This is a genomic window from Binatus sp. (SeqCode), assembly GCF_035272065.1.
Taxonomy (GTDB): domain Bacteria; phylum Desulfobacterota; class Binatia; order Binatales; family Binataceae; genus Binatus.
Map to the genome: position 1 here is coordinate 34,386 of NZ_DATEQZ010000060.1, position 22,519 is coordinate 56,904.

The window sequence follows — 22,519 nt, forward strand, 5'->3', positions numbered from 1 at the left end:
CGGGCACGCACCTTTGGCTTTGCGCGCATCGCCGCGTGAACTATAAATGACGAATCTCGTGAGGATGCGGAGTCATCATCAATGTCGAAGGCTGTCGAAGGAATCCAGAAGCTGACCTTTACCGGCGCCGTCGATGCCGACGGGCATATCCTCGAGGACGCCGGTCTCTGGGACCGTTATATCGAGGCGAAGTACAAGGACCGCGCGGTCAGAGTGCGCAAGGACGCCAAGGGTCTCGAATACCTCGAGGTCGCGGGGCGGCCGTCAAAGATTTTCAATGGCGGGCGGCTCGCCGGACTGTCCGCGATGGGCACGACGCGTGACGACAAGTGGGAAGGTCCGCCGACCTACGGCGGCCTCGCCCCGTTCGGTGCGATGGACGCGAAGGAGCGGCTGAAGCGAATCGAGGCTGAAGGCCTCGCCGCCGCGTTCCTCTATCCCACGATGAGCCTGCTGTGGGAGACCGAGACCGAGGATCCCGAACTCGCGCAGGCATGCACGCGCGCCTACAACCGGTACATCGTGGACTTCTGCTCTGATAGCGGCGGCAAGCTGATTCCGATCGCGCACCTGTCGCTCGGCGATCCGGCCGCGGCCGCGGTCGAGCTCGAACGCGCGGTCAAAGGCGGATGCAAAGGCGGATGGGTCGCGCAATTCGTCATGACGCGCAAGCCGCACGCGCATCCCGATCACGACGTGCTGTTCGCCAAGGCGCAGGAACTCGACGTGCCGATCGGGATTCATCCGTCGCTCGAGCCGCTGTGGGCGGCGCCGGGGCGTTACGATCGCAAATTCATGCGCGGGAATTATTACTTCCTGAACATCGTCGCGGCCGATGCGATTCGTCACGCGTTCACCAGCTTCTTCCAGTACGGCACCTTCGACAAATTTCCGAAGATGCGGCTGGTGCTGCTCGAGGCAGGCGCGGGATGGATCGATTACTGGCTCGGGCGGCTCGACGCCGTCTATGCCAGCGCGATGGGCCGCACGGCATCGCTCAAGGAGAAGCCGAGCTTCTACTTCAATCGCAACTGCTGGATCTCGGCGGACCCGGACGAGCGCTCGCTGCCGGCGATGGTCGAGCTGTGCGGCGCCGACAAATTTTTCTGGGCGTCGGATTTTCCACATCCCGATCACGTCGGTAACTATATCGAGGAAGTCGAGGAGCTAGCGCACAAGCTGCCGCCCGCCGCGCGCGCGAAGGTGATGGGCGAGAACGTGATGAAGGTGTACAAGTGCGCGCTGCCGAAATGAACTCATAGCGGGTGCCTTGTGGCGGCGCAGATCCGGAGGCGCGCTGTGAAACGAGTGGTCATCGTCGCCGCAATCGTGGTCGGCGTCTGCGTCTCCTATGTCCTCGCGCACCTGGCCTTGATCGAAGTTGGACGAGAAGTCGTAGTCATTTATGAGCCGACTCCAACAGGCGGGGTGCGCAAGGCGCGGCTCTGGATCGTCGACGAAGGACCCTACTCCTGGATTCACCCCGGCAACGCCAACGCTCGGTGGTGGGTTCAGCACATGGACGCGAACCCGATTGTCGAGATCTACCGACACGGCGAGACCCAGCGGTACCGCGCAACACCTGACCCGCAGGCGCACGCGAAGGTCCATCGGCTACTGCGGGAGAAATACGGCGTGGCCGACAGGTGGGTGCGTTTCCTCGAAGGCAGCGACACTCGAGCCGGTATTATCAACGGCGAAAAGTGCAAAACGGTCCCAATCCGACTCGAACTCGTAGCGAATGCGCCGTAGGGATGTCTCGGTCGATATCGAAACGCTGCGGCAAATCGCGTTCAGTTTTCAGGCGTCGAGGAAGGAACTTCGTACGGCACGTGGCGCCGCTTCGCATCGAAACGGACCATCGAATCGTTGGAACGCTAGCAGGAGCAGAATCTTGAATCGCGCGCGAGAAGAATCGCGCGCTGTAAAATGACCCTCACCTTCATCCTCTCCCCAGCAGGGAGAGGAAACAGAAAAGGCCCGCGAGATTGCGCTCGCGGGCCTTTGTGCATTCGCTACAAATATTCGCCGCTCAGCTCACCGTCCAAGTGTCGCCCTTGCCTAGCAGCGTCTTCAGGTCGCCGGGGCCCTGCTTTGCCTTCGCGTCTTCGAGCTGCTTGTTGACTGCGCCGTCGTAGGTCGGGCGCGACACCGCGAAGAACACGCCGACGGGAGTCGGCAGCGGCGGCTCGAAGTTGCCCAGCATGAAGGCCAGCGAGAGATTGGTCTCGTCGTGCACGACGAGGTCTTTTTCAGTGACACCGCCCCCGAGCTGTACTGCCTCTGGACGCATCCCGCTCATCCTGATTCCCATGTCGCGATTCTTGCCGAAGATGAGCGGCTTGCCATGCTCGAGAACGAGCTGGTGGTCCGCTTTCAGGGCCTTGTCGCTGACGTCGTTGAACGCACCGTCGTTGAAGATGTTGCAGTTCTGCAGAATCTCCACGAACGACGCACCGCGATGCGCATGCGCGCGCTTGAGCATCTCGCCGAGATGCTTCTGCTCGACATCGATGGTGCGCGCGACAAAAGTCGCGTGTGTGCCGAGCGCGACCGTGATCGGATTGAACGGAAAATCAACCGACCCCATCGGCGTGGACTTCGTGATCTTGCCCACTTCCGAGGTCGGCGAGTACTGGCCCTTGGTGAGTCCGTAGATTCGGTTGTTGAAGAGCAGAATCTTCATGTCGACGTTGCGCCGCAGCACGTGGATCAGGTGATTGCCGCCGATCGACAGACCGTCGCCGTCACCGGTGACCACCCATACGTCGAGGTCAGGGCGCGAAATCTTGAGCCCCGTCGCGAAGGCCGGCGCGCGGCCGTGGATCGTGTGGAAGCCGTACGTGTTCATGTAGTACGGGAACCGGCTCGAGCATCCGATGCCCGAGATGAAGACCGTGTTCTCCGGCGCGATGCCGAACTCGGGCATCGTCTTTTGCACCGCGGCCAGGATCGCGTAGTCGCCGCATCCGGGGCACCAGCGCACTTCCTGGTCGGAGACGAAATCCTTGCGGCTAAGAGCGGTTGCCATTTTCGATCAGCCCTCCAGGGCCCGGTTGATGCGGTTTTCGATCTCGCTGACTTTGAACGGACGGCCCTGGATCTTGTTGAACCCGAAGGCGTCGATCAGGTAGTCGGCGCGGATCATCTTGAGCAGTTGTCCCATGTTCATTTCGGGGATCATCACTTGCTTGAAACGCTTGAGTGTCTCTTCGAGGTCGCGCGGAAGCGGATTCAGATAGCGCAGATGCACCTGCGAAACTTTCTTGCCCTTCGCGCGCACGTGCTTGACGGCCTCGCGAATCGGACCGTAGGTCGAGCCCCATCCGAGCACGACGAGGTCGCCGCCGGCGGCATCGCCGAAGACTTCGGTCGGCGGAATCTCGCGCGCGATGCCCGCAATCTTGCGCGCCCGCGTGCGCACCATCAGCTCGTTGTTGGCCGGCGAGTAGCTGACGTTGCCGGTCAGGTTCTCGCTCGACAGACCGCCGACACGATGCTCGAGTCCCTTGGTCCCCGGCACGGCCCACGGCCGCGACAGCGTTTCCGCATCGCGACTGTAGGGCATGAAGCCCTCGGGATTTGTCGCGAACTCGACTTTGATTTCGGGGAGCTTGTCGGCGTCGGGCAGCAGCCACGGCTCGGCGCCGTTAGCGAGCTGGCCGTCGGTGAGCAGGATCACCGGCGTCATGTACTTGACCGCGATTCGCACCGCCTCGTACGCGCAATCGAAACAGTCGGCCGGCGTCGACGCCGCGATAATCGGGATCGGCGACTCGCCATGTCGTCCGTACATCGACTGAAGCAAATCGGCCTGCTCGGGCTTGGTCGGCATGCCCGTCGAAGGACCCGCGCGCTGGATGTCGGTGATAACCAGCGGCAACTCGACCTTCACTGCCAGCCCGACAGCCTCGGCCTTCAAGTTCATGCCGGGTCCCGAGGTCGTGGTGATCGCGATGGACCCGCCGAATGACGCGCCGATCGCCGCGCACACGCCCGCAATCTCGTCCTCGGCCTGGAATGTATAGACCGGGAAATTCTTGTAGCCCGAGAGTTCGTGCAGGACATCGCTGGCGGGCGTGATCGGATACGAGCCGAGGAACAACGGACGTCCGGATTTTACCGCAGCCGCCACGAATCCCAGCGCGGTCGCACTGTTGCCCGTGATATTGCGATAGAGTCCCGGCGCGATTCGGGCCGCCGGCACTTCGTACGAGCTCGCGAACATCTCGGTCGTCTCGCCGTAGTTGTACCCGGCCTTCAGCACGCGAATATTCGCCTCGAGAATCTCGGGCGTCTTCTTGAAGCGGCTCTCGAGGTAGCTGAGCGTGCTCTCAATCGGCCGCTGATACAGCCACGAGAGCATCCCGAGCACGAACATGTTGCGGCATCGGAACACCGCGCGATTGTTCAACCCCATCCCATGAACAGCCAGCGACGTGAGCTTGGTCACATCGACTTCGATGACCTGGAATTTGTCGAGCGAATGGTCGGTGAGCGGATTACTCGTGTAGCCGGCGCGCTTGATGTTGGCGTCGGTGAACGCTTCACGGTCCACGATTATCACGGCGTTGGGCGGGACATCTTCGATGTTCGCCTTCAGCGCCGCGGGATTCATCGCGACCAGCACGTTGGGCTCGTCGCCGGCGGTGAAAATTTCGCTGCTGGAAAAATTAAGCTGAAAGCCGCTGACTCCGGCCAGCGTGCCCTGCGGCGCGCGGATTTCAGCGGGAAAGTCGGGCAGTGTCGCGATATCATTGCCGGCCAGCGCCGATTCGGCCGTGAACTGCATCCCCGTCAACTGCATCCCATCGCCCGAGTCGCCCGCAAACCGGATAACGACGTGGTCGCGCTTCAGATGCGGCTTGAGCGCGGGCGCGGCGGAACCATGCGACTCGGCAGCTTGTCCAGCCGCCTCAGGTGGTACAGCCATCTCAGTCCAATCTCCTTGTGGTTAGAGCCTGATTGAAAAATTACTCCGATCTTCCGAAGCCCTGCAAATACTCCAACACGCGGATTTGAAGCATAGCTAATCCAAGAGAGCCATTAAAGGCCCGCCTTTGGGGGGTCGGATCATCGAATCCGAAACTCGGTAAATTCGCCAGTAAAATCGAGCCAGTCCTCGCGTACCGCAGTTACGTGCGCTGACGGTGGGCCCAGATGTGCCCACGCCGCCAGCATCTGCAAGTTCTCACGCTTGCCTTCTGCCACAATTTCGACCCCGCCGCTGGCGACATTGCGCACCCATCCGGCAAGCGCCAGATCTTTCGCCTCGTCGTACGCCGAGAATCGAAAGCCAACCCCCTGCACCCGCCCGCTGACGATCAGATGCAACCTCGCGCGCCCCGCTTTGTTTTGAGCAGTCAACCCTCTCCCGCAAGAACCGACTCGAGACACTTCTCATCAAGCACCCTGACTCCCAAATCCTGGGCCTTCTTCAGCTTCGAGCCCGGTTCCGCGCCCGCGACCACGAAGTCCGTCTTGCGACTCACGGACGAGGTGACGCGGCCGCCCGCCGCCATTATCTTGCGCTCGGCCTCCTCGCGCGTCATCGATTCGAGCGTCCCGGTCAGCACGAACGTCTTGTCGCGCAATGCGCCACGGCCTTCGACTTCGGCCGGAGTTTCGACGTCGAGGATTTTGATCAGCCGCTTGACGGTCTTCAGATTTCGCGGCTCGTCGAAGTACTCGCAGATACTGTGCGCAACTTCCATCCCGATATCGCGCACGCCCAGCAAATCGTCCTCCGACGCTGCCGCGAGCGCGTCCATCGTCTTGAACTTCAACGCCAGTTGCCGCGCCGTATGCTCGCCGACGTGCCGTATCCCCAGTCCGTTGATGAACCTGTCGAGGGAAGTCTTGCGCGCTTTCTGGATCGCGTCGAGCACGTTCTGCGCGCTCTTGTCGGCCATCCGCTCCAGCCCCGTGAGCTGTTCTTTCGTCAGATGGAACAGATCGTCCAGCTCCTTCACCAGCCCCTTCTCGACCAGCTGTCCGACCAGCTTGTCGCCCAACCCTTCGATATCGAGGCATCCCTTCGACGCGAAATGCCGGATAGATTCGCGCATCCGCGCCGGGCAATTCGCGTTGACGCAGAAGTAACCGACTTCGCCTTCTTCGTGGACGATCGCTGCGCCGCATTCCGGGCAATGCTGGGGCATCTCGAACGGCTTCGCGCGCGGATGGCCCTGCCTGGTGACGCGAATGACGTATGGAATCACGTCGCCGGCGCGCTCGATGAGCACGGTGTCGCGCTCGCGGATGTCCTTGCGCCGGATCTCGTCGAGGTTGTGCAGCGAAGTATTCGAAATCGTCACGCCCGCGAGCTGTACTGGGCGAAGCTTGCCGACCGGCGTCAACGATCCGATTCTGCCGACCTGCACGTCGATCTTCTCGACCACCGTCTCCGCCTGCTGTGCCTTGAACTTGTATGCTATCGCCCAGCGCGGCGAGCGCGAGACCTCGCCGAGCTGCTCCTGGAGCGCGTACGAGTTCACTTTGGCGACCACGCCATCGGCCTCGTAGTCCAGCTCGTGCCGCTTTTCGGTGATCTCGTTCCAGTATTCGAGGATCGCATCGATACCGCTGCATAAGCGCGACAGCGGATTCACGCGCAGCCCCAGCGCCTTGATCCCTTGCAGAAACTCCCACTGCGACTTGAACGTGGCGCCCTCGATCACGCCCGGCGCATACAAGAAAACGTCGAGCGGCCGCGACGCGGTGATCTTCGGATCGAGCTGGCGCAGAGCCCCCGCCGCTGCGTTGCGCGGATTCGCGAACACCGGCTCGCCGGCCTCGTCGCGCTCCTGGTTCATCTTGGCAAATGCCTTTCGCGGAATGATCACCTCGCCGCGCACCTCGAGGACGCGCGGGATTTTGCCGTGCTCCGGATTCAGCAATCTGAGAGGCACGCTCTTAACCGTGCGGATATTCTGCGTGACGTTTTCGCCGTTGATTCCGTCGCCGCGCGTCGAGCCGACGATCAGCCGGCCGTTGTCGTAAACCAGCTCGATCCCGAGTCCGTCGAGCTTTACTTCGGCGACGTATTCAATTTCGGCGTCGGATTTCAGCAATCGCTTGATGCGCTTGTCGAACTCGCGCATCTCCTCGGCGTCCATCGCGTTGCCGAGCGACATCATCGGCCGCCGATGCACCACCACGCCGAATTTTTCGCTCGGCGCCGCGCCCACCCGCTGCGTGGGCGAATCGGGAGTGGCGAGCCCCGGATGTTCCCGCTCGAGCGCCTCGAGCCGGCGCATCAGCTTGTCGTATTCGGCGTCGGAAATTTCCGGTTCGTCGAGAACGTAGTAGCAGTAGTTGGCGCGGTTGATCTCCTCGCGCAGCTTTTCGGCTTGCGCGGCGAGCTTGTGCGAATCCTCACGCATCGCGGTCAATTCGTTTTCGGCAAAATGCCATAGCGCCTGAGCGTGGTTGGATCGGCCTTGGCGGCCTGATCGCGCACGGGCTTCAACTGCGCGCGAAGCATTGTGGTGAACGCCTTGCTGCTCGGATCGACCGGTGGCGGATCGCCGGCGAGTCCACGACTTACCCAATCGCTCACCGCGCGTTCATCGGCCGCCGGCTCCGCAGACGCCGCGCGCTGTTCAGCCACAATCGAACCGAGCCACGCGAATGCGTCCCGGATTCTCGGCACGAACGTCGGCCCGCCGTGATCGGCGCCGCGAATCAGGCGGTACTCGTGAGAAATATCCAGGTCCCACAGCACGCGATGCAGAAATTCGGCGCCGTCGTGCGCGTTGAGGAAATCCTCGTCGCCAACTTCGAGGTAAATCGCGAGCCCGGAGCCTCGGATCGCAAGCGCATTGGCGCGAGCCCGGTTGGCCGGATTGTTGGACTCGAACAGCGCCACGTCGCGACGCTCCCCGAGCAACTCGCGTGGGCCACCGACACCATGATGGAGCCGATTGCGTGCACCAATCTCGGTGTCGCGGAAGCCGGGCTCGAGCAGCGGCTGGATCGCAGCCACCGCGGCGAACTGATCGGGACGCGCGAACGCAATCTTCAGAGCGCCGTAACCGCCCATCGAGATCCCCGCGATGAACGTCGCGGCGCGATTGCGCCCGGCGTTGTACTTTTCGCGAAGATATTCGGGAAAGTTTTCCGCGATGAAAGTCTCCCAGCGCGCGCTTCCGTCAGGATGGTCGAGGTAGTAACTCATCGCGTCGGTGCTGGCCGACGCGATCACCATCGGCGGCATGAGACCGGCGGCCCACCACTCGTCATACAGCGGCTTGAGAGACGCGAGATTCTCGCGGCTGCCACCGCCGCCGTGCAGCAACAGGCACAGCGGGTACGACGCTCCATCGTCGTAGCCGGACGGGACAAGAACGGCATACGGCACGCCGTCGGGCGCGAAGTCCGCAGGAAGAACCGCCAACTCGACGCGTGAGTTGCTCTTTTCGCTCATAGATCGGAGGTCAAAAATTGCTAGCGGCGCGGATAGCCCATCGCGTCGAGGAAATCGTCGAGCGTCGGAAATCGCATGTACATATTGTGACGCTTCTGGTCGCCGATCGTCGTGCTCGATTCCGACGAATACGCATGCCCCGGATACACCACCGTCGCGTCGTCGAGACTTCGCAGCGTGTCGTTCAGGCTGTGATACATCGCCTCGGGATCCGAGCCCGGCAGGTCAACGCGTCCGCACGAGTTCACAAACAGCGTGTCGCCGGAAATCAGGTTGCCCTCGACCAGGAAGCATTGCGAGCCCGGCGTATGCCCGGGGGTGTGCAGGAACTTCACCTCGAGTTCGCCGACGCGCAACGTGTCGCCCGCATCGACTTTGACCATGTCGGAGTCCGACAATCCCGCGACCTGTTTGACGCCCTCGGCCTCGTGCTTGTTCACGTTGACCTTGGCCTTCACGTGTTCGAGCATCTTGGCGGCGCCCTCGATATTCTGGCCCATCATGTGGCCGCCCAGGTGATCCGGGTGATAGTGCGTAATCAGGATTTTGTCGATCTCGTAACCTTCCGACTCCGCGAATTTGCGAATCGCCTCGACGTCCCACGCCGGATCGACGACCGCCAGCTTGCGCGTAACGGGATCGCCGACCAGGTACACGAAATTCGCCATCGGGCCGATCTGCGCCTGTCGAAGATAGATTTTCCCAGTTTCAGCCATCGCTAATTTCTCCGACGCTCAGGATTTCGCGCCGCGACTCGTCTTATTCTTTGCAGCGCGAGCCGTCTTCTCTTCCTCTTCGATCCGAAGCGCGCGGTCCCAAAGAAATTCGGGTTCGCCGAGCCGCTTCGCAACCCATCGCGACTGCACGAACAGATGGTCGCTGAGGCGGTTTACATAGATGATGAGGCTGTCGTTGATGTCCTCCTCGCGCTTCAGGCGCCAGCACACGCGCTCCGCGCGCCGGCATACCGTGCGCGCCTGATGCAGGAACGCGTTTAGCACGCCACCGCCCGGCAGCGTGAAGGATTTCAGCGGCTCGAGCTCCTTCTCCATCGCGTCCATCTCTTCTTCGAGCTTCTTAACTTTGCCTGCGCCCATCTTATGCATCTGCGGATACTCGCCGTCGGGCGGCGTCGCGAGTTCGCTGCCCACGTCGAAGAGTTCGTTCTGAATCCGCCGCAGCGTTTCGGAATACGGCTCGAAGTCGGCGCCGAACCCGTCGCGATAATCCGGCAGGTAGGTGCGCACGATTCCTACGATCGAATTCAGCTCGTCGATCGTGCCGTACGCCTCCAGCCGCGCGCTCTCCTTGGGCACGCGCTTGCCCCCGACGAGGGCAGTCTGCCCCTTGTCTCCGGTGCGCGTGTAGATCCGAGTGAGGCGTATCGCCATCAGACTCCCGCCTTCGCTTTCTGCGCCGCGTAGGCCGCGTCGCCGAGGTCGGTAGTCACCGGAAGACCGGCGTCCCTCCATCCGGCGACGACGACCTTGCCCGACGCGTCGCGCTGGCCTCCAAAGCCGCCGACCATGTTCGTCAGGTCGGTGAAGCCCGCCTCTTCGAGCATCTCGCACGCGCGCTGCGAACGTCTGCCAGACAAGCATCCGACGACGAGTTTTCTGCCCTTCGGAATTACTTTCTCGGCGACTTCGACAAAATCCAGATTCAGCTGCATCTGCCCCGGACCCTTCGCCACCATCACCGGAATATTGATCGCGCGGCCTGCGTGTCCGGCCGCAAATTCTCCTTCGGTGCGAACATCAAGGTAGAGCGCGTCGCGATTATTCTTGAGCGTCTCGTGCGCTTCTGGTGGAACCTGCTGTTTTATCGCCATTGCAAAAACTTCCTTTTTTCAGTGTCGAGACTCTATCAGATCTTTACGGCTTGGGATTTCCTACGCGCTCATAATGCACTATCTCGCCGCGCGGTTTGAGCGGCTTCGACTGCGGTGGATTCTTGGGATCGGCGTAGCCGAACGGCAGAATCGTGAAAATTGCCCATCCGTCCTTGACGCCGAGCATCGCGCCAATCTTCGGCGCGTCGAAATTGCCGACCCAGCAGGTGCCGAGGCCGAGTGCCCATCCCGCATTCGCCATGTTCTGCACGGCCTGCCCACAATCCACGTCGGCCCATCGCGCATTGGCGACGTCCTTAAGCACGACGATCGCCGACGGCGAGTCAGTGACGAACCGGCCGGTCGAGCATAGCGCGCCAATCTCCTTCAACGTGCCGCGATTTTGAATCACGACGAACTGCCACGGCTGCAGGTTGCGCGCGCTCATCGCATGGCGCCCGGCCTCGACGATCTTCGCGAGTTTTTCGCGCTCCACCGGTTTGTCCGCGAACACGCGCTGCACCCGGCGTGAGAGAATCGCTTCAAGAGCGTCCATCGAATCCGCCTCCATCTGAAATTTCGTTCGTCAAGCCACAAAAACTTGTAGTATCAACCGGCCGTTGAATCCAGTTCGATTCGGGGGAGCGCTTTGCGGTATCGGTTCGTGGCGGAATCCATATCCGTTAAACATCTTGCGCGGACCCTGGCCGCGCTTCTTATCGCGATTCTCATTCCCGCTCTCACGCACGCGGGCGAGTCCCAATTCAACATCTACTATTCCGGCTCCGAAGACCTCGTACTCATGCGCCTGCTGCTCGATCCGAGTACGCATCGCGTCGTGAATCTCGACGACGCCGCTACTGCCGTCTATCAGGACAATCTACCTCCTGCCGGCCCCGGGCTTGAAGCGCTCAAAGCGCGGGTCGCATCGGGGATGGGCGTCGTGCTGATTCTCGGAAGGCATACCGACCCCGCCGCGCTCGCGTCGTTAACCAACGGCGCGATCAAACAGACCGGCACCGTGGATGTCGCGCGCGGAGCGGCTCACGGCCAGGGTCTCGAACATATTGCGGCGGTCGTCAACTGGGCCGGGCCGAAAGCCGACCCGCTCGCGCGCAACATCAGTTGGTTGTCCGCGGTGCGGGTGCACGAGCGCTCGCTCCTGGACGTGAAAGGGGCAGAAGTTCTCGTCAAGACAAATCCGCGCGACCCGGTCGCGCCCGCGACTCCCATCCTGGTTCGCATGCACTCCGGCAAGGGCACCATCTACGTGCTCAACGAATGGCTCCGCAACGGCGACCAGAGCGCGCGAATCGCGAGCATGCTGACGATGCTCGAGGGAATCGAGGGCGCGGAGAATTACGACTTCCAGCGCTGGCCGTACTTCAACTGGCTGCTGTACGGGATGTCACGCGCGGCGGCGGGCGTCCCGTTAGTCGCGTACGGCGACTGGATCGCGTCGCCGGTGCCCAATCGCGCGCAGGTCAGGATCCTCGCCGCGATCGTTCTCGCGATGTTCACGCTGTTCGTCATCGCGTACGTGTTCGTGCGGCGTTACAGCCTGCGCCATCCCGAGTTGCTCGAGCACTTTTACCGCTCAACGCTGTCCGCAAAGCCTCAGCCGGCGTCGCTCGGCGCCGCCGCTGCCGCACCCGCAACGCAGACCAAGGCAGGAATGGACACCGCGCGCGGTGATCCGCGATGGGAGATCGTCGGATTCCATCGGCCGCTCAGCGGCTTCTTCTACAACTACCTGCTCTCGCTGATCATCATGATCCCGCTGAACTTCGCGGTCACGTTTTATATCGAGCGCAACTTCGTCAATCCGTTTCTCGAAGCGCGCGGCGCGTGGGCGGCCGTCGTTCAGTTCATGCTGATTTTTTTCACGCTGCTCGACCTCGGCACGAGCCAGGCGATGGTGAAATACTTCGCCGAGTATCGCCTGACCGACCCCGCCCGCGCGATCACCTTCGCCCAGTTCTTCATCTGGTTCCACGCAATCGCCGGAATGTTCCAAATCGCCGCGCTGGGATTGGCCGCCGCCGCGTGGCTACCGCATACGCCGGTCGCCTACCTGGCATGGTTCGTCGTGTTGCACACGCTGATCCAGTTCCCCGGCTTCATCTCGATTTTCTTCTCGCTGTTCCGCGCGCTGCAGCGGTTCGACTACGCGCAACTGCTGATCGTCCTGACCTACGTGCTGAATCCCGTCGTGCAGATGATTTGCGGCGTTTACATGCGCCAGTGGGGCCTGATGCATCCGGTGTTCGGCGAAGGGATGGGCGTAGTTTTCGGTTTCGCGATCGGCGGTGTGATCGCCAACCTGCTGATGGGCCTGTTCTGTTCAATCTTCTACGAAAAGATGGGCTTCAACCTGGTGACGATTTTCCTCGCGCACTTCGACCGCGCGACGATCAAGAAATCGATCGTGTACGGCGCGAAGCTCACCGGCGGACAGCTTGCAGTCGCCATCAGTTGGGGATTGGTGCCGGTGTTGATGGCGATGCTGCTGCCCGACTTTCTCGAGCTCAACGAAATTTTCCTGCTCACCTTCGCTTTCTCGTTCGGCTATCTGGAAACCGGCGCGTACATTTTCACGACCTTGATGCCGTCGATATCCGAGAGCTACTCGCAGGCTAAAATGGCGTTGACGCGACGCTACCTCGACCAGGGCCTGCGCTGGGGAATCATGGTGAGCTCGATGCTCGGCGGGACGTTCATCGCGTTCTCCGACGTTTTCATCAAGGGCCTGCTGCCGCCGCAGTTTGTGCGCGCGGCAACCGTCATGTGGCTGATGCATCTGTGGCGGCTGGCTGACTTCAGCACGCGCCTACCCGACCAGGTATTCCAGGGTGTGGGCCGCACGGGCACCTTCACATGGACCGCGCTGCTGGAGCACGTCAGCCGCGTCGTGCTGACCTGGTACATGCTGCAATGGTACGGGTTCGAGGGAGTCTTCTTCGCCTTTCTCATCTCGTCGATACTGCGATCGATCGTCGCGTGGCCGCTGATGGGTATGCTGGTCGCGTGGCCTTCCCTCAGCATCTGGCAGACGCTGGTCAACCCGGCGCTCGCGGCGCTCGGCAATTACGTGATCCTGCGCAGCTTCGCGCTCGCGGTGTGGCAGGGACCGGGCCATGCGGGCAGCGGATGGCTGGTTGTGCTGCTCAGCCTGATCGGATCGCTGCCTATCTACATGTTCCTGAGCGGCCTGCTTGGATGGGACGACGCGAGCCTGGCCGAGTTCCGCGACGCCGCCGAGCTGGTGCCCGCGCCGTTCGGCGCCGTCGCGCGCATGGCGCATCGCGTCGTGCAGTTGGGATCGAGCGTGAGCCCGCTACATGATCGCTTCCCGGGCAACCTGGTCAAAGAGGCGGCCACTGACGCCGCAGCACTAACCGCACTGAAAGCCGAACTGCACTAATCAGAAGTCGGCGAGCAAGGTATTGATGTCGGGGCTGCCGAGTCCGGTGCCCAAATCGTAGCCGGGACCAACCTGATAGCCGGGAAATCTATCGCACTGCGAGTACGGGCAATTCTCGCCCACCTCCGACACGTCAACCAGCGCAGCACTGCCCTTGGCGACCATTTCATATAGCCGCGGATTGATATTGCCCAGCCGGGTTGTGTTCAGAGTCTCCGCCAGCAGCCGTGAGACTCCGGCCCAGATTGGCGAGCCCGCGCTGGTGCCACCCTCGCCTGTGAAGCAGTAGGGCGCACCGCAGCCTTTCCCGTTTTGTTTCTGAATCGCATTGGTGGTGACGATCCATAGTCCCGGCTCGTCCGTGTTCGCCACCGCGGAGACGTCTGGCGCACCACGCATGGTGAGAACGCCTCCCTTGGGAAACCCATATGGCACAATGCCGTCCTGCCAGGTCGGCACGGGGAAGACCATGCTGACCCCTCCGGTGCTGGCGCCCTTCTGAGGCGGACGCGGGATTGGATCGGTCGGATTCTTCCACTTGTTCCAGACGTGCTCCACGCCGGCGCCGATAGTGGAAGTGACACGGCCCTTTGCGTCGTAGCTCGGATCGAACTGCGTGCCGCCGACCTCGGTCACGTCTTCGCTCGCCGCGCTCTCATCGATACTCGGCTGGACGTCCGTGTTGCCCGGCATCGCAGTGGGCTGGCCGCAGTCGAAATATGAGCCAAAATCACCCGACGCGTGAAAGTAGGTCTGCCCCTGCATTACGGCTTGCGCCTCGACGTCGGCGTAGGCCGAGATCTGCGCAAAGTCGGGACACATCGGGAAATCGTGAATGCTAGAGCTGATCGCGCCACACGCGTTTTGGTAAACCGCAAGTGCGAGCGCTTCGAATTGGCTTGGAGCAGTGTCGTTAGTGACGTAGAGCACGATCGGCGTGTTGGGAGCGACCGCATGCGCCCAGTCCACATCCAGGTAAGGCTCATTGGCAGTAGCCAACGGCACCTCGTTAGCCGGGTTGGTGGGCGTCACCGTCAGATTCACCGGCGGCAAGTGAAATCGCTTGGTGAACTGCTTGAGTGCTCGTGGATCGACAGATTGCGATTCCAGCAGTCCAATACAATCGCCCGGCCCGGTACCGCCGATATTTTTCGCATTCGTCGGCGTATGCTCATCGTAAAAGGTCCAGAAATCCTGCGGCGAGAGATGCTTCGTTCCGTCGATGCGAAATTCGGGCGCGGCCACGTCCGCGTCGCCGATCGCGCGCGTGCCTGGCCGGAGCGGGCCGCTCAAACCGAGAATGGCGACGATCGTGCCGCTCAGAGAAGCGGGAACTTGCGGGTCGGAGACGTTAGCGTAGGCGGTGTCATTGCTTACAATTCGCGTGGAAAACACGTGCGCGACATCCGCCACGCTCCCGCTGAAGCGGACGCTGCGCGTGCCGATGCTGGTCTCCCTTACGGTGAAGCCGCTTGCCCCTAGCCAGGTCACAACGTTGTCCATCTGACTCTGCGTTGGACCGAAGCGGCGCATGAACTCCGCCGTGCTGAGCCATTTGTGGTAGTTCGCGGAACCGGGCTTTTGCAGTTCGTGCTTGAGTTCCCGCAACTCACTTTGATTGCGCAGCGCGAGCACCGCGTTCATTTGCAACTGCCTGCCGGCATCTGCACCACGCCACCGCGAGGTTATCGCGATATTCGGATGATTGCCCGGGACGGTCGTCGCTTTCTCGGTCATCGCGCGCGACGTTCGGAACGAAAACAGCAAACTCACGGACACATAGACTGCTGCGATAACCAGCACTAGTTTTTTCTTATGATTCATCGACGCCAAGGACACCAATCTCGCGAGCCGTTTGCAGGCGCTGGATGTGATTTGTTCGGATGATCTTGTGAGTCAGACGCTTGAGCATCCACCAAAGCGGCTGCACATCTTGATTGATGGCGGGCGGTCGCGCAAGCCGCGTCGCGGAAGGGTCAGCTGCGCTTGTAGACCGAAAATACCTGCTCGAGCTTCGCCACTCGCTCCTGGATTGACGACAGGCGCTGCACGCCTAGAAAAAACTGCACCAGTTCGTCATGACCGGCCTGCCCGCCGGGGCTCATCACCTCGACCAGCTCCTCGATGAGGCTCGGGAACTTTTCGCTCGGGATGTAGTAGTTCGCCCATCCGAAGTTGCAATGGCGATGCAGAATCTTCGCGATCGTCTTTTCGAGAAGTTCGCGGCGGCCGCCTGCATGCTGTCGTGCGTTTTCGTTGTTCACTGGATGCTCCCCTGGTGCCGATGTTTCGCCACTACGCGCCTTTCTTTACGGGCGCGGGCGGTGCGTCGTCGGCCCACAAAATCTTGTGATAGTCGAAGCGCATGTTCTCGATAATATTGAATTTGATGATCTCGAAATAGGGCGACAAGTCGAAATCGCGCGGCGTGATCAGCGTCGGCGAGACCATCCTGAGAGCACCATATTGCAGCGCACCCGTCGTCCTCGTGCCGATCGGCCACAGCTTGCGCCTAGGGACTTCCGGCACCACATCGGGCGGCAACTGCTCGTAGCTCGGCACGATCGGAAACTTCACGCGATGAAACGACGACGCGATCACGCTCGAACAGATCACCCGCGTCGGCTCGCCGCTGCCGAACTGCAGCGCCTGGCGGCGAAAGCGCGGGGGCACGAGGCTCACCGGCAGGAAGTAGCGCGCGAGATCGATCACGTTGCGCAAATCGTAGGTGTCGCCGACGCTGCGAATCGCCTCGTCCATCACCTCGGCCAGGTCCGCCGCCGACAGGTTGAACGGCCGGCACACGCGCATGTTGAAATCGCGATATTTGCTGAGTGGCGAGAGCACCACGCCCGCCTCGACGATCGCCTCGACTATCAGGAAGTTCGCGTCTTCGCCGAACTTCGCGACCAGCGGCGCCTTCAACTCGGGGTTGCGCCGAATCGGTTCGTCACCGACATATAGCGCCGAATGCGACCACGAGCTTTGCGTCAGGTACTTGATGCATTCGCTGATTCGCTCGTTGCCTTCGACTAAAATCACGTCGCCCTTGCGGATGTGACGCTTGAGCGCGGCGATGTCGTTCGGGATCTGAAGCGCGTACCTCTTGAGAGGCTTGGTGAGCAGACCGACGGCCCACTCGCTCATCCGGTCCAGCAACCAGGAAATGATCCCCGATTTCTTGCGCCGAGCCACTATTCGCGTCGAACCTCAGGTCTTGTACTGCCCCACAATTGCGTAGAAGGGTACGTTCAGCGTTGCTTGATCCGGGTCGTCGGTCTTTATCGTCAGATTCCCGCGCAGTTGCCCGTCGGGAGTGCCATGCCTCAGCGTGACGGTCACTTTGTATTCCTTGCCCGGCGTGACCGGCTCCGCGACCGCGCCGACGGCCGGACTGCTGCTCGCTACGTCGAGCACCTTCACGGGATGCGACCCCTGGTTGCTCAGCTTGAAAATTCTCACGATGTCCTGACCGCGCGGCACGATGCCGAACGAAACCTGCGCGGGATCGATATTCAAATCACCCGTCACGGTTCCGAACACGTCGACCTGCAGCGGCACGCGATTGGTCGTGATCTTGATCGTGTCGTCGAACGGCCCGACCGGCATCGTCTTGAGCAGCGACACTTTGAGCAGCGCGCCGGGCTTGCCGTCGGGACGCTTTTCCTGCACCACTTTGATCGCAGAATTCGAGTTGCTCACCGGACCGACCGAGAACGCCCCGCGCCCCGGATTGAGATCGTTGACGAGCAACTCTTTGGTGTCTTCGGTTCCCCTCTTCACGGTGCCAAATGAAACCTCGCCCGGCACCGCCTCGACCTGCTTCTTGACGATCCCCTGCATCGTCATCGCGACCTGCGGATTGTCGGGATCGTTGGTGAACGCCGTGATAGTGCGCACCTGGTGGCCTTTTTGGAAATGCGTATCGAACGACACCGCTATATCGCTCGTGTCGCCGGGCGCGACGTGCATCTTCGAGGGCTGACCCGTCGTGCATCCGCACGAGGTCTTCACGCCGCTAATATCCAGATAGCCCTGGCCGTTGTTCTTGATCGTGAACGTATGCGTGACCATCGTGCCCTCGAGCGCGCTGCCGAAATCGTACAGCGGATCGGAGACCACTGCCTTCGGCGCATGCCCGGGAGGCGCGCTGTTACCGCCGGGAATCAGCGGATTCATGCTGCTGTCTTGCGCGAATGCCGGCGCGCTGGCGAGCAACCCGACTATCAGTGCAAGAAGTGTCAGTTTATTTTTTTTCAAGTTAGTCATGTGACTCGAAGGCCCGGCCATGCCACCTCTCCACTAGACTCTATCAATCATGGCGCGGAGCGCGGCGGTCAAGAGGCTTTGCTTACCGGTGCTTGATTCGCGGTTTCTGGATGGGCCGGCTCATAACGGCTTAGAAAGTCGGTCGAGAATTCGCCGCGGTTGAAATCCGGATCTTGCAGAATCTTCAGATGCAATGGGATGTTAGTCTTGATGCCGTCGATTACGTACTCGCGCAGCGCCGCCTTGGCCCGCGCGATCACTTCGGCGCGCGTCGCGGCGTGCACGATCAGCTTTGCGATGAGCGGATCGTATTGCACCGGCACGCGGTAGCCGTCGTACAGCGCCGTCTCTACGCGCACGCCAAGTCCGCCGGGAGTGTGATGATTGGTAACGACGCCCGGCGACGGAATGTGCCGCTCGGGATCTTCGGCGTAGATGCGAAATTCCATCGACGCGCCGCTGAAGGTCACCTGCCGCTGCTTCAGCGCCAGCTTCTCGCCCATCGCCATCCGGATACTTTCTTTCACGAGGTCGACGCCGGTGACCATCTCGGTCACGCCGTGCTCGACCTGGATCCGGGTGTTCATCTCGATAAAGTAAAACTCGCCGTTGCCCGCGAGCAGAAACTCGACTGTGCCGACGTTCGAGTAGCCGACGACTTCGGCCGCGCGTACCGCCGCCTTGCCCATCTTCTCGCGCAGCCGCGGAGTCAGGATCGGACACGGCGATTCCTCGATCACCTTCTGATGCCGCCGCTGAATCGAGCAGTCGCGCTCGCCGAGGTGAATCGCGTTGCGCTGCAAGTCGGCAAGAATCTGAAACTCGACGTGACGCGCGCGCTCGAGAAATTTCTCGAGGTACATCTTCTTCGAGCTGAACGACGCCTCCGATTCGCCCTGCGCCAGTGGAAACAGCCGCGTCAGCTCGGTAAGGTCGCGAGCGATTCGCATCCCCTTGCCGCCGCCTCCCGCCGCCGCCTTGATCAGCACGGGGTAGCCGAGCCGCTTTGCGTCTGCCTGCGCCTCGCGCAACTCGCTGACCCCCGTGCCCTCGCTGCCTGGCAGCACGGGGACGCCCGCTCGCTTCATGATTCGACGCGCGCGCGGCTTGTCGCCCATCAACCGAATGTGACGCGCGCGAGGACCGACGAAGTTCAACCCCGAGCGCTGGCATGCCTCGGCGAAGTCGCCATTCTCGGACAAAAATCCGTACCCCGGATGTACCGCGTCGGCGCCGAAGGTCGTCGCGGCGCTGAGAATCGCCGGGATATTCAAGTAGCTGTCTTCAGCCGCCGGCGGCCCGATACATACCGACTCGTCGGCCATCCGCACGTGCAGCGCGTTCTTGTCGGCGGTCGAGTAAACCGCGACGGTCGAAATCCCCAGCTCGCGGCACGCGCGGATTATCCGGATTGCGATTGTCCCGCGATTTGCTACCAGCAGTTTTTTGAACATCGGCGAACGCTCCGCCCCGTCAGATCACTTCGATGATCATCAAGGGTTGACCGTACTCTATGGGATTCCCGTTCTCCGCGAGGATTCTTATCACGCGCCCAGCGGCTGGCGATTCGATCTCGTTCATCATCTTCATCGCCTCAATGATGCACAGCGGCTGGCCCTTGCGCACCGACGATCCCTCTTCGACGAACGGCGCCGCGTCCGGCGACGCTGCCCGGTAGAACGTGCCGACCATTGGGCTTTCGATCAGCTTCTGATTCGGTGCGAGATCTATTTTACCCGCCGCCTTCGAGCCTTCTTCCGCCGTCGCCTCGACGTGTCTCATCGCCATCTTGATCGGCGAAGCCGCACGCGCCGCGATATGCGCGTCCGCGCCCGACTCGGTCACGTCCACCGACGCGCGACCGCCGCCGCGCACCAAGCGCACCTTGCCCTTCTTATCTTCGATTTCGAGTTCGACCAGCCCGTAGTCCCGCATCAGGACCAGCAGGGTTTTCAGCTCGCGTACTTCCATCCCGTCTCCGTGTCTTCCCGCAATCGCGGCTCGCCTGCGTGCTGGTTCGTTGCCCGCCATGGCGTCACCCGCTCCGTCGGCGCGACTCCTCGGCAATAGTGCGCGCCGCTCTAAGCGCCAGGCTATAGCTCTCGGCGCCAAATCCCATGATTCGGCCACGCGCGATATCAGCAATCGTCGAATGATGCCGAAACGGCTCGCGCCGATACACATTCGACAGATGCACTTCGATCACGGGAATATTCACGGCGGCGATCGCGTCGCGAATCGCAACGCTGGTGTGCGTGTATGCGCCGGGATTTATCAACAGTACGTCGCACTTGCCGCGCGCCTTCTGGATTCGATCCACGATCCCGCCTTCGCTGTTCGACTGAAACGTCTCGACCTTCATTTCAAGTTCGCGTCCCAGCCGCTTCAGTTCCTTGTCGATATCGGCAAGCCGGGTCCTGCCGTAAACCTCGGGCTCGCGTTCGCCGAGCAGATTAAGGTTGGGTCCATGGACGACCAGCACCGCGATTTGGCCATCCGGCGAAGCTGCGCCGGCCGTATCTCGCGCTTTAGCCCTCGTCGCCATCCCCGCACCACTCCTGAGGTTCATTGAACCGCACCCTCAAAGCGACTGCAAGCGCGGTTTTCATCCACTGTCCACCGGTCAGTCATCACTGGAGTCATCATCGCGCGACTTGAGCGCATCCTGGTACACTTCGCGACGCCCCTTGCCAGTCAGTCGCGCGACTACCGCACTCGCCTGCTTGAGTCCAAGTCCCGCTTCACGCAGAACTTCGAGCGCTTCATGCACATCGATCGCTATGCTCTCCACATCCGACCGCGGCGGAGCACCGGCAACAATGATAGCGATCTCGCCCAATGCCGGCGTCGCGCGAAAATGCCGTTCCAGCTCGCCGAGCGTCCCGCGGATCGTCCGCTCGTACGTCTTGGTTATTTCGCAGACCACCGCCGCGTCCCGCGAATCTCCGAATGCCCCCGCCATCGCGCCGAGCGTATCCGCGAGCCTGCGCGCAGCCTCGTAAAAGACCATAGTGCGCTGCTCGCGACGCAGTTCATCCAGCGCCTTACTCCGCGCCGTGTCGCGCGACGCGATAAATCCCTCGAAGGTGAACCTGTCAGTCGGGATTCCGGCAATCGACAACGCCGCGATTACCGCCGACGCTCCCGGCACCGCCATCACGCGCACACCTGCTTCTAACGCAGCGCGCACCAGCCGAAAGCCGGGATCGGAAATAGCAGGCGTGCCCGCGTCGGTCACAAGCGCGATTTTTTCTCCTGCCTTCAGCCGCGCGATCAATTCGGGCACTCGACGGTCCTCGTTATGCTCGAAATGGCTGATCGTCGGCGTGCGAATCTGATGAAGCGCGAGCATCTGCCCCGCGCGCCGCGTGTCCTCGCAAGCAATCAGGCTGACCTCCGCTAACGTGCGGATCGCTCGCGCCGAAAGGTCGTCCGGATTGCCGATTGGCGTCGCGACTACGTACAAAATCCCGCCGGTATCGGTTTGTTTGTTTGCGCGAGTGGACACTACAATCCTAAGTTACTATTCGTCCTGGGAGTCATCCGCGGTGGCCGAAGGCAAAGCTACTCTACTCATTTCATGCATCGACCGACCCGGCATCATAGCCCGCGTCGCCACGCACCTGTTCACTCTCGGCTGCAATATTATCACCTCCGACCAGTACTCCGACGACGAGGACGGCCACTTCTTCTGGCGCATCCACTTCGAAAGCCTGCGGCAGCCGGTCAGCGAGCTGTCCAAAGAACTCGACGCCTCGATGCCTTCCCTGCTGCCGTGGGAGCGCCTCAAGTGGGCTCTCTTCGACGCCGCCAAACGCGACCGCATCATCGTCATGGTCTCGCGCCTGCCGCATTGCATGATGGATCTGCTGAGCCGCCATCATGTCGGCGAGCTCGACGGCGACGTGGTCGGGGTCGTCAGCAATCATCCCGACCTCGAATCGCTCGTGCGCCCATTCGAAGTTCCATTCACGGTGATTCCGGTTCTGAAGGATCGCAAGGCGGAGTCTGAAGCCGCCCTGCTGAAGTATCTTGGCGAGATGCGCGCGGACAACGTCGTCCTCGCGCGCTACATGCAGGTGCTATCCGGCGAATTTCTGCGCGCATGGAACCAGCCGATCGTCAACATTCACCACAGCTTCCTGCCTGCGTTCGCCGGCCAGCGACCGCACAAGCAGGCGCACGATCGTGGCGTCAAACTAATCGGCGCAACCGCGCACTACGTGACTGAAGAGCTGGACGCGGGACCAATAATCGCGCAAGCCACCGCCCCGATGACCCATCGCGACACCGTCGCCGACTTAGCCCGCAAGGGCAAGGATCTGGAAGTGATGGTCCTCGCCAAAGCGGTCCGCGCGCACCTGAAGAAACAGGTGCTACTCCATCACAACCGAACAATAGTTTTCGAGTAACTTCTCTTCTGGCGATTGTTCCGCTTCTGAGATTACCTCGCCCGTTATTTTACGGGGAGGGGCGGCCGGCCGCATCGCGGCCGGTAAGTGAGGGTTCTGCGGCTGATGCGCCAGCCTCTCGCGGAAAGATCGTGCATGAATCGCAGAACCCTCAC

The 22,519-nt window shown here is 61.6% G+C and carries 21 protein-coding genes; 4 read left to right on the forward strand and 17 right to left on the reverse strand.

Translation table 11 applies throughout. The annotated features are described in order from the left end of the window. The first annotated feature begins 81 nt into the window (after positions 1–81). Together VJX68_RS11870 and VJX68_RS11875 are read left to right on the forward strand one after the other, a co-directional pair. A complete protein-coding gene (locus VJX68_RS11870) occupies positions 82–1,254 on the forward strand; it encodes an amidohydrolase family protein (protein ID WP_324095908.1) in 1,173 nt (390 codons plus the stop codon). A 45-nt stretch (positions 1,255–1,299) separates the two neighbouring features. After that, positions 1,300–1,752, forward strand: coding sequence for a hypothetical protein (locus VJX68_RS11875; RefSeq protein ID WP_324095909.1), 453 nt, complete (start codon positions 1,300–1,302; stop codon positions 1,750–1,752). Between the two features lie 280 nt (positions 1,753–2,032). Here the strand turns inward: VJX68_RS11875 and VJX68_RS11880 are convergent, their stop codons facing one another. The 9 genes from VJX68_RS11880 to VJX68_RS11920 form a co-directional block, all read right to left on the reverse strand. Beyond that, positions 2,033–3,031, reverse strand: a complete 999-nt coding sequence (locus tag VJX68_RS11880) for a 2-oxoacid:ferredoxin oxidoreductase subunit beta (RefSeq protein WP_324095910.1) — start codon at positions 3,029–3,031, stop codon at positions 2,033–2,035. 6 nt (positions 3,032–3,037) lie between these two features. Further along, the gene (locus tag VJX68_RS11885; protein ID WP_324095911.1) at positions 3,038–4,933 is read right to left on the reverse strand and encodes a 2-oxoacid:acceptor oxidoreductase subunit alpha; all 1,896 of its coding nucleotides are present in this window, start codon (positions 4,931–4,933) and stop codon (positions 3,038–3,040) included. Between the two features lie 140 nt (positions 4,934–5,073). Further along, positions 5,074–5,367 carry an acylphosphatase gene (locus tag VJX68_RS11890; protein WP_324095912.1) on the reverse strand — a complete coding sequence of 98 codons (294 nt, stop codon included), beginning with the start codon at positions 5,365–5,367 and terminating at the stop codon, positions 5,074–5,076. Continuing rightward, positions 5,364–7,385 carry an NAD-dependent DNA ligase LigA gene (gene ligA / locus VJX68_RS11895; RefSeq protein ID WP_324095913.1) on the reverse strand — a complete coding sequence of 674 codons (2,022 nt, stop codon included), beginning with the start codon at positions 7,383–7,385 and terminating at the stop codon, positions 5,364–5,366. The genes VJX68_RS11890 and ligA overlap by 4 nt, the downstream gene beginning before the upstream one ends. 5 nt (positions 7,386–7,390) lie before the next feature. Then, on the reverse strand, positions 7,391–8,428 hold the full coding sequence (locus VJX68_RS11900) for an alpha/beta hydrolase (protein ID WP_324095914.1): 1,038 nt from the start codon (positions 8,426–8,428) through the stop codon (positions 7,391–7,393). A gap of 20 nt (positions 8,429–8,448) precedes the next feature. Further along, complete coding sequence (locus tag VJX68_RS11905) at positions 8,449–9,144, reverse strand: MBL fold metallo-hydrolase (RefSeq protein ID WP_324095915.1); 696 nt, start codon at positions 9,142–9,144, stop codon at positions 8,449–8,451. Between the two features lie 18 nt (positions 9,145–9,162). After that, complete coding sequence (locus tag VJX68_RS11910; protein ID WP_324095916.1) at positions 9,163–9,819, reverse strand: cob(I)yrinic acid a,c-diamide adenosyltransferase; 657 nt, start codon at positions 9,817–9,819, stop codon at positions 9,163–9,165. Next, positions 9,819–10,259 carry a rhodanese-like domain-containing protein gene (locus VJX68_RS11915; protein WP_324095917.1) on the reverse strand — a complete coding sequence of 147 codons (441 nt, stop codon included), beginning with the start codon at positions 10,257–10,259 and terminating at the stop codon, positions 9,819–9,821. Before VJX68_RS11915 ends, VJX68_RS11910 begins: the two co-directional genes overlap by 1 nt. Before the next feature lie 43 nt (positions 10,260–10,302). Continuing rightward, on the reverse strand, positions 10,303–10,815 hold the full coding sequence (locus tag VJX68_RS11920; protein WP_324095918.1) for a nitroreductase family protein: 513 nt from the start codon (positions 10,813–10,815) through the stop codon (positions 10,303–10,305). Between the two features lie 108 nt (positions 10,816–10,923). Here VJX68_RS11920 and VJX68_RS11925 point away from each other — a divergent pair, with 108 nt between their 5' ends. Beyond that, positions 10,924–13,683 (forward strand): lipopolysaccharide biosynthesis protein, encoded by a 2,760-nt coding sequence (locus VJX68_RS11925; protein WP_324095919.1) that lies wholly within the window; start codon positions 10,924–10,926, stop codon positions 13,681–13,683. On the opposite strand, the gene VJX68_RS11930 is transcribed toward VJX68_RS11925, so the two are convergent. From VJX68_RS11930 to rsmI, 8 genes are all read right to left on the reverse strand, one after another. Beyond that, complete coding sequence (locus tag VJX68_RS11930; protein ID WP_324095920.1) at positions 13,684–15,507, reverse strand: S53 family peptidase; 1,824 nt, start codon at positions 15,505–15,507, stop codon at positions 13,684–13,686. It lies immediately after the preceding gene. 152 nt (positions 15,508–15,659) lie between these two features. After that, positions 15,660–15,947 carry a hypothetical protein gene (locus tag VJX68_RS11935; protein WP_324095921.1) on the reverse strand — a complete coding sequence of 96 codons (288 nt, stop codon included), beginning with the start codon at positions 15,945–15,947 and terminating at the stop codon, positions 15,660–15,662. A gap of 31 nt (positions 15,948–15,978) precedes the next feature. Next, a complete protein-coding gene (locus tag VJX68_RS11940; RefSeq protein WP_324095922.1) occupies positions 15,979–16,830 on the reverse strand; it encodes a YiiX/YebB-like N1pC/P60 family cysteine hydrolase in 852 nt (283 codons plus the stop codon). 63 nt (positions 16,831–16,893) lie between these two features. Then, a complete protein-coding gene (locus VJX68_RS11945) occupies positions 16,894–17,952 on the reverse strand; it encodes a DUF1573 domain-containing protein (protein WP_324095923.1) in 1,059 nt (352 codons plus the stop codon). Positions 17,953–18,020: 68 nt separating this feature from the next. Further along, positions 18,021–19,406 (reverse strand): acetyl-CoA carboxylase biotin carboxylase subunit, encoded by a 1,386-nt coding sequence (accC, locus tag VJX68_RS11950; protein WP_324095924.1) that lies wholly within the window; start codon positions 19,404–19,406, stop codon positions 18,021–18,023. A 19-nt stretch (positions 19,407–19,425) separates the two neighbouring features. Continuing rightward, positions 19,426–19,983: an acetyl-CoA carboxylase biotin carboxyl carrier protein gene (gene accB, locus VJX68_RS11955; RefSeq protein WP_324095925.1), complete on the reverse strand. Its 558-nt coding sequence runs from the start codon at positions 19,981–19,983 to the stop codon at positions 19,426–19,428. 4 nt (positions 19,984–19,987) lie between these two features. Continuing rightward, positions 19,988–20,440, reverse strand: coding sequence for a type II 3-dehydroquinate dehydratase (gene aroQ / locus VJX68_RS11960; protein WP_349255913.1), 453 nt, complete (start codon positions 20,438–20,440; stop codon positions 19,988–19,990). Between the two features lie 135 nt (positions 20,441–20,575). Then, entirely contained in the window at positions 20,576–21,460 is an 885-nt protein-coding gene (rsmI, locus tag VJX68_RS11965) for a 16S rRNA (cytidine(1402)-2'-O)-methyltransferase (RefSeq protein ID WP_324095927.1), read from the reverse strand. 40 nt (positions 21,461–21,500) lie between these two features. Here rsmI and purU point away from each other — a divergent pair, with 40 nt between their 5' ends. Beyond that, positions 21,501–22,364, forward strand: coding sequence for a formyltetrahydrofolate deformylase (purU, locus tag VJX68_RS11970; protein WP_324095928.1), 864 nt, complete (start codon positions 21,501–21,503; stop codon positions 22,362–22,364). The last annotated feature ends 155 nt before the right edge of the window (positions 22,365–22,519 follow it).

Excerpts from the sequence above, each read along its gene's own strand:
- VJX68_RS11900 (WP_324095914.1), bottom strand. The coding sequence starts at position 8,428 with ATGAGCGAAAAGAGCAACTCACGCGTCGAGTTGGCGGTTCTTCCTGCG.
- accB (WP_324095925.1), bottom strand. The coding sequence starts at position 19,983 with ATGGCGGGCAACGAACCAGCACGCAGGCGAGCCGCGATTGCGGGAAGA.
- VJX68_RS11945 (WP_324095923.1), bottom strand. The coding sequence starts at position 17,952 with ATGACTAACTTGAAAAAAAATAAACTGACACTTCTTGCACTGATAGTC.
- VJX68_RS11940 (WP_324095922.1), bottom strand. The coding sequence starts at position 16,830 with ATGAGCGAGTGGGCCGTCGGTCTGCTCACCAAGCCTCTCAAGAGGTAC.
- VJX68_RS11905 (WP_324095915.1), bottom strand. The coding sequence starts at position 9,144 with ATGGCTGAAACTGGGAAAATCTATCTTCGACAGGCGCAGATCGGCCCG.
- VJX68_RS11930 (WP_324095920.1), bottom strand. The coding sequence starts at position 15,507 with ATGAATCATAAGAAAAAACTAGTGCTGGTTATCGCAGCAGTCTATGTG.
- VJX68_RS11910 (WP_324095916.1), bottom strand. The coding sequence starts at position 9,819 with ATGGCGATACGCCTCACTCGGATCTACACGCGCACCGGAGACAAGGGG.
- VJX68_RS11915 (WP_324095917.1), bottom strand. The coding sequence starts at position 10,259 with ATGGCGATAAAACAGCAGGTTCCACCAGAAGCGCACGAGACGCTCAAG.
- VJX68_RS11880 (WP_324095910.1), bottom strand. The coding sequence starts at position 3,031 with ATGGCAACCGCTCTTAGCCGCAAGGATTTCGTCTCCGACCAGGAAGTG.
- VJX68_RS11885 (WP_324095911.1), bottom strand. The coding sequence starts at position 4,933 with ATGGCTGTACCACCTGAGGCGGCTGGACAAGCTGCCGAGTCGCATGGT.
- accC (WP_324095924.1), bottom strand. The coding sequence starts at position 19,406 with ATGTTCAAAAAACTGCTGGTAGCAAATCGCGGGACAATCGCAATCCGG.
- VJX68_RS11870 (WP_324095908.1), top strand. The coding sequence starts at position 82 with ATGTCGAAGGCTGTCGAAGGAATCCAGAAGCTGACCTTTACCGGCGCC.
- VJX68_RS11920 (WP_324095918.1), bottom strand. The coding sequence starts at position 10,815 with ATGGACGCTCTTGAAGCGATTCTCTCACGCCGGGTGCAGCGCGTGTTC.
- ligA (WP_324095913.1), bottom strand. The coding sequence starts at position 7,385 with ATGCGTGAGGATTCGCACAAGCTCGCCGCGCAAGCCGAAAAGCTGCGC.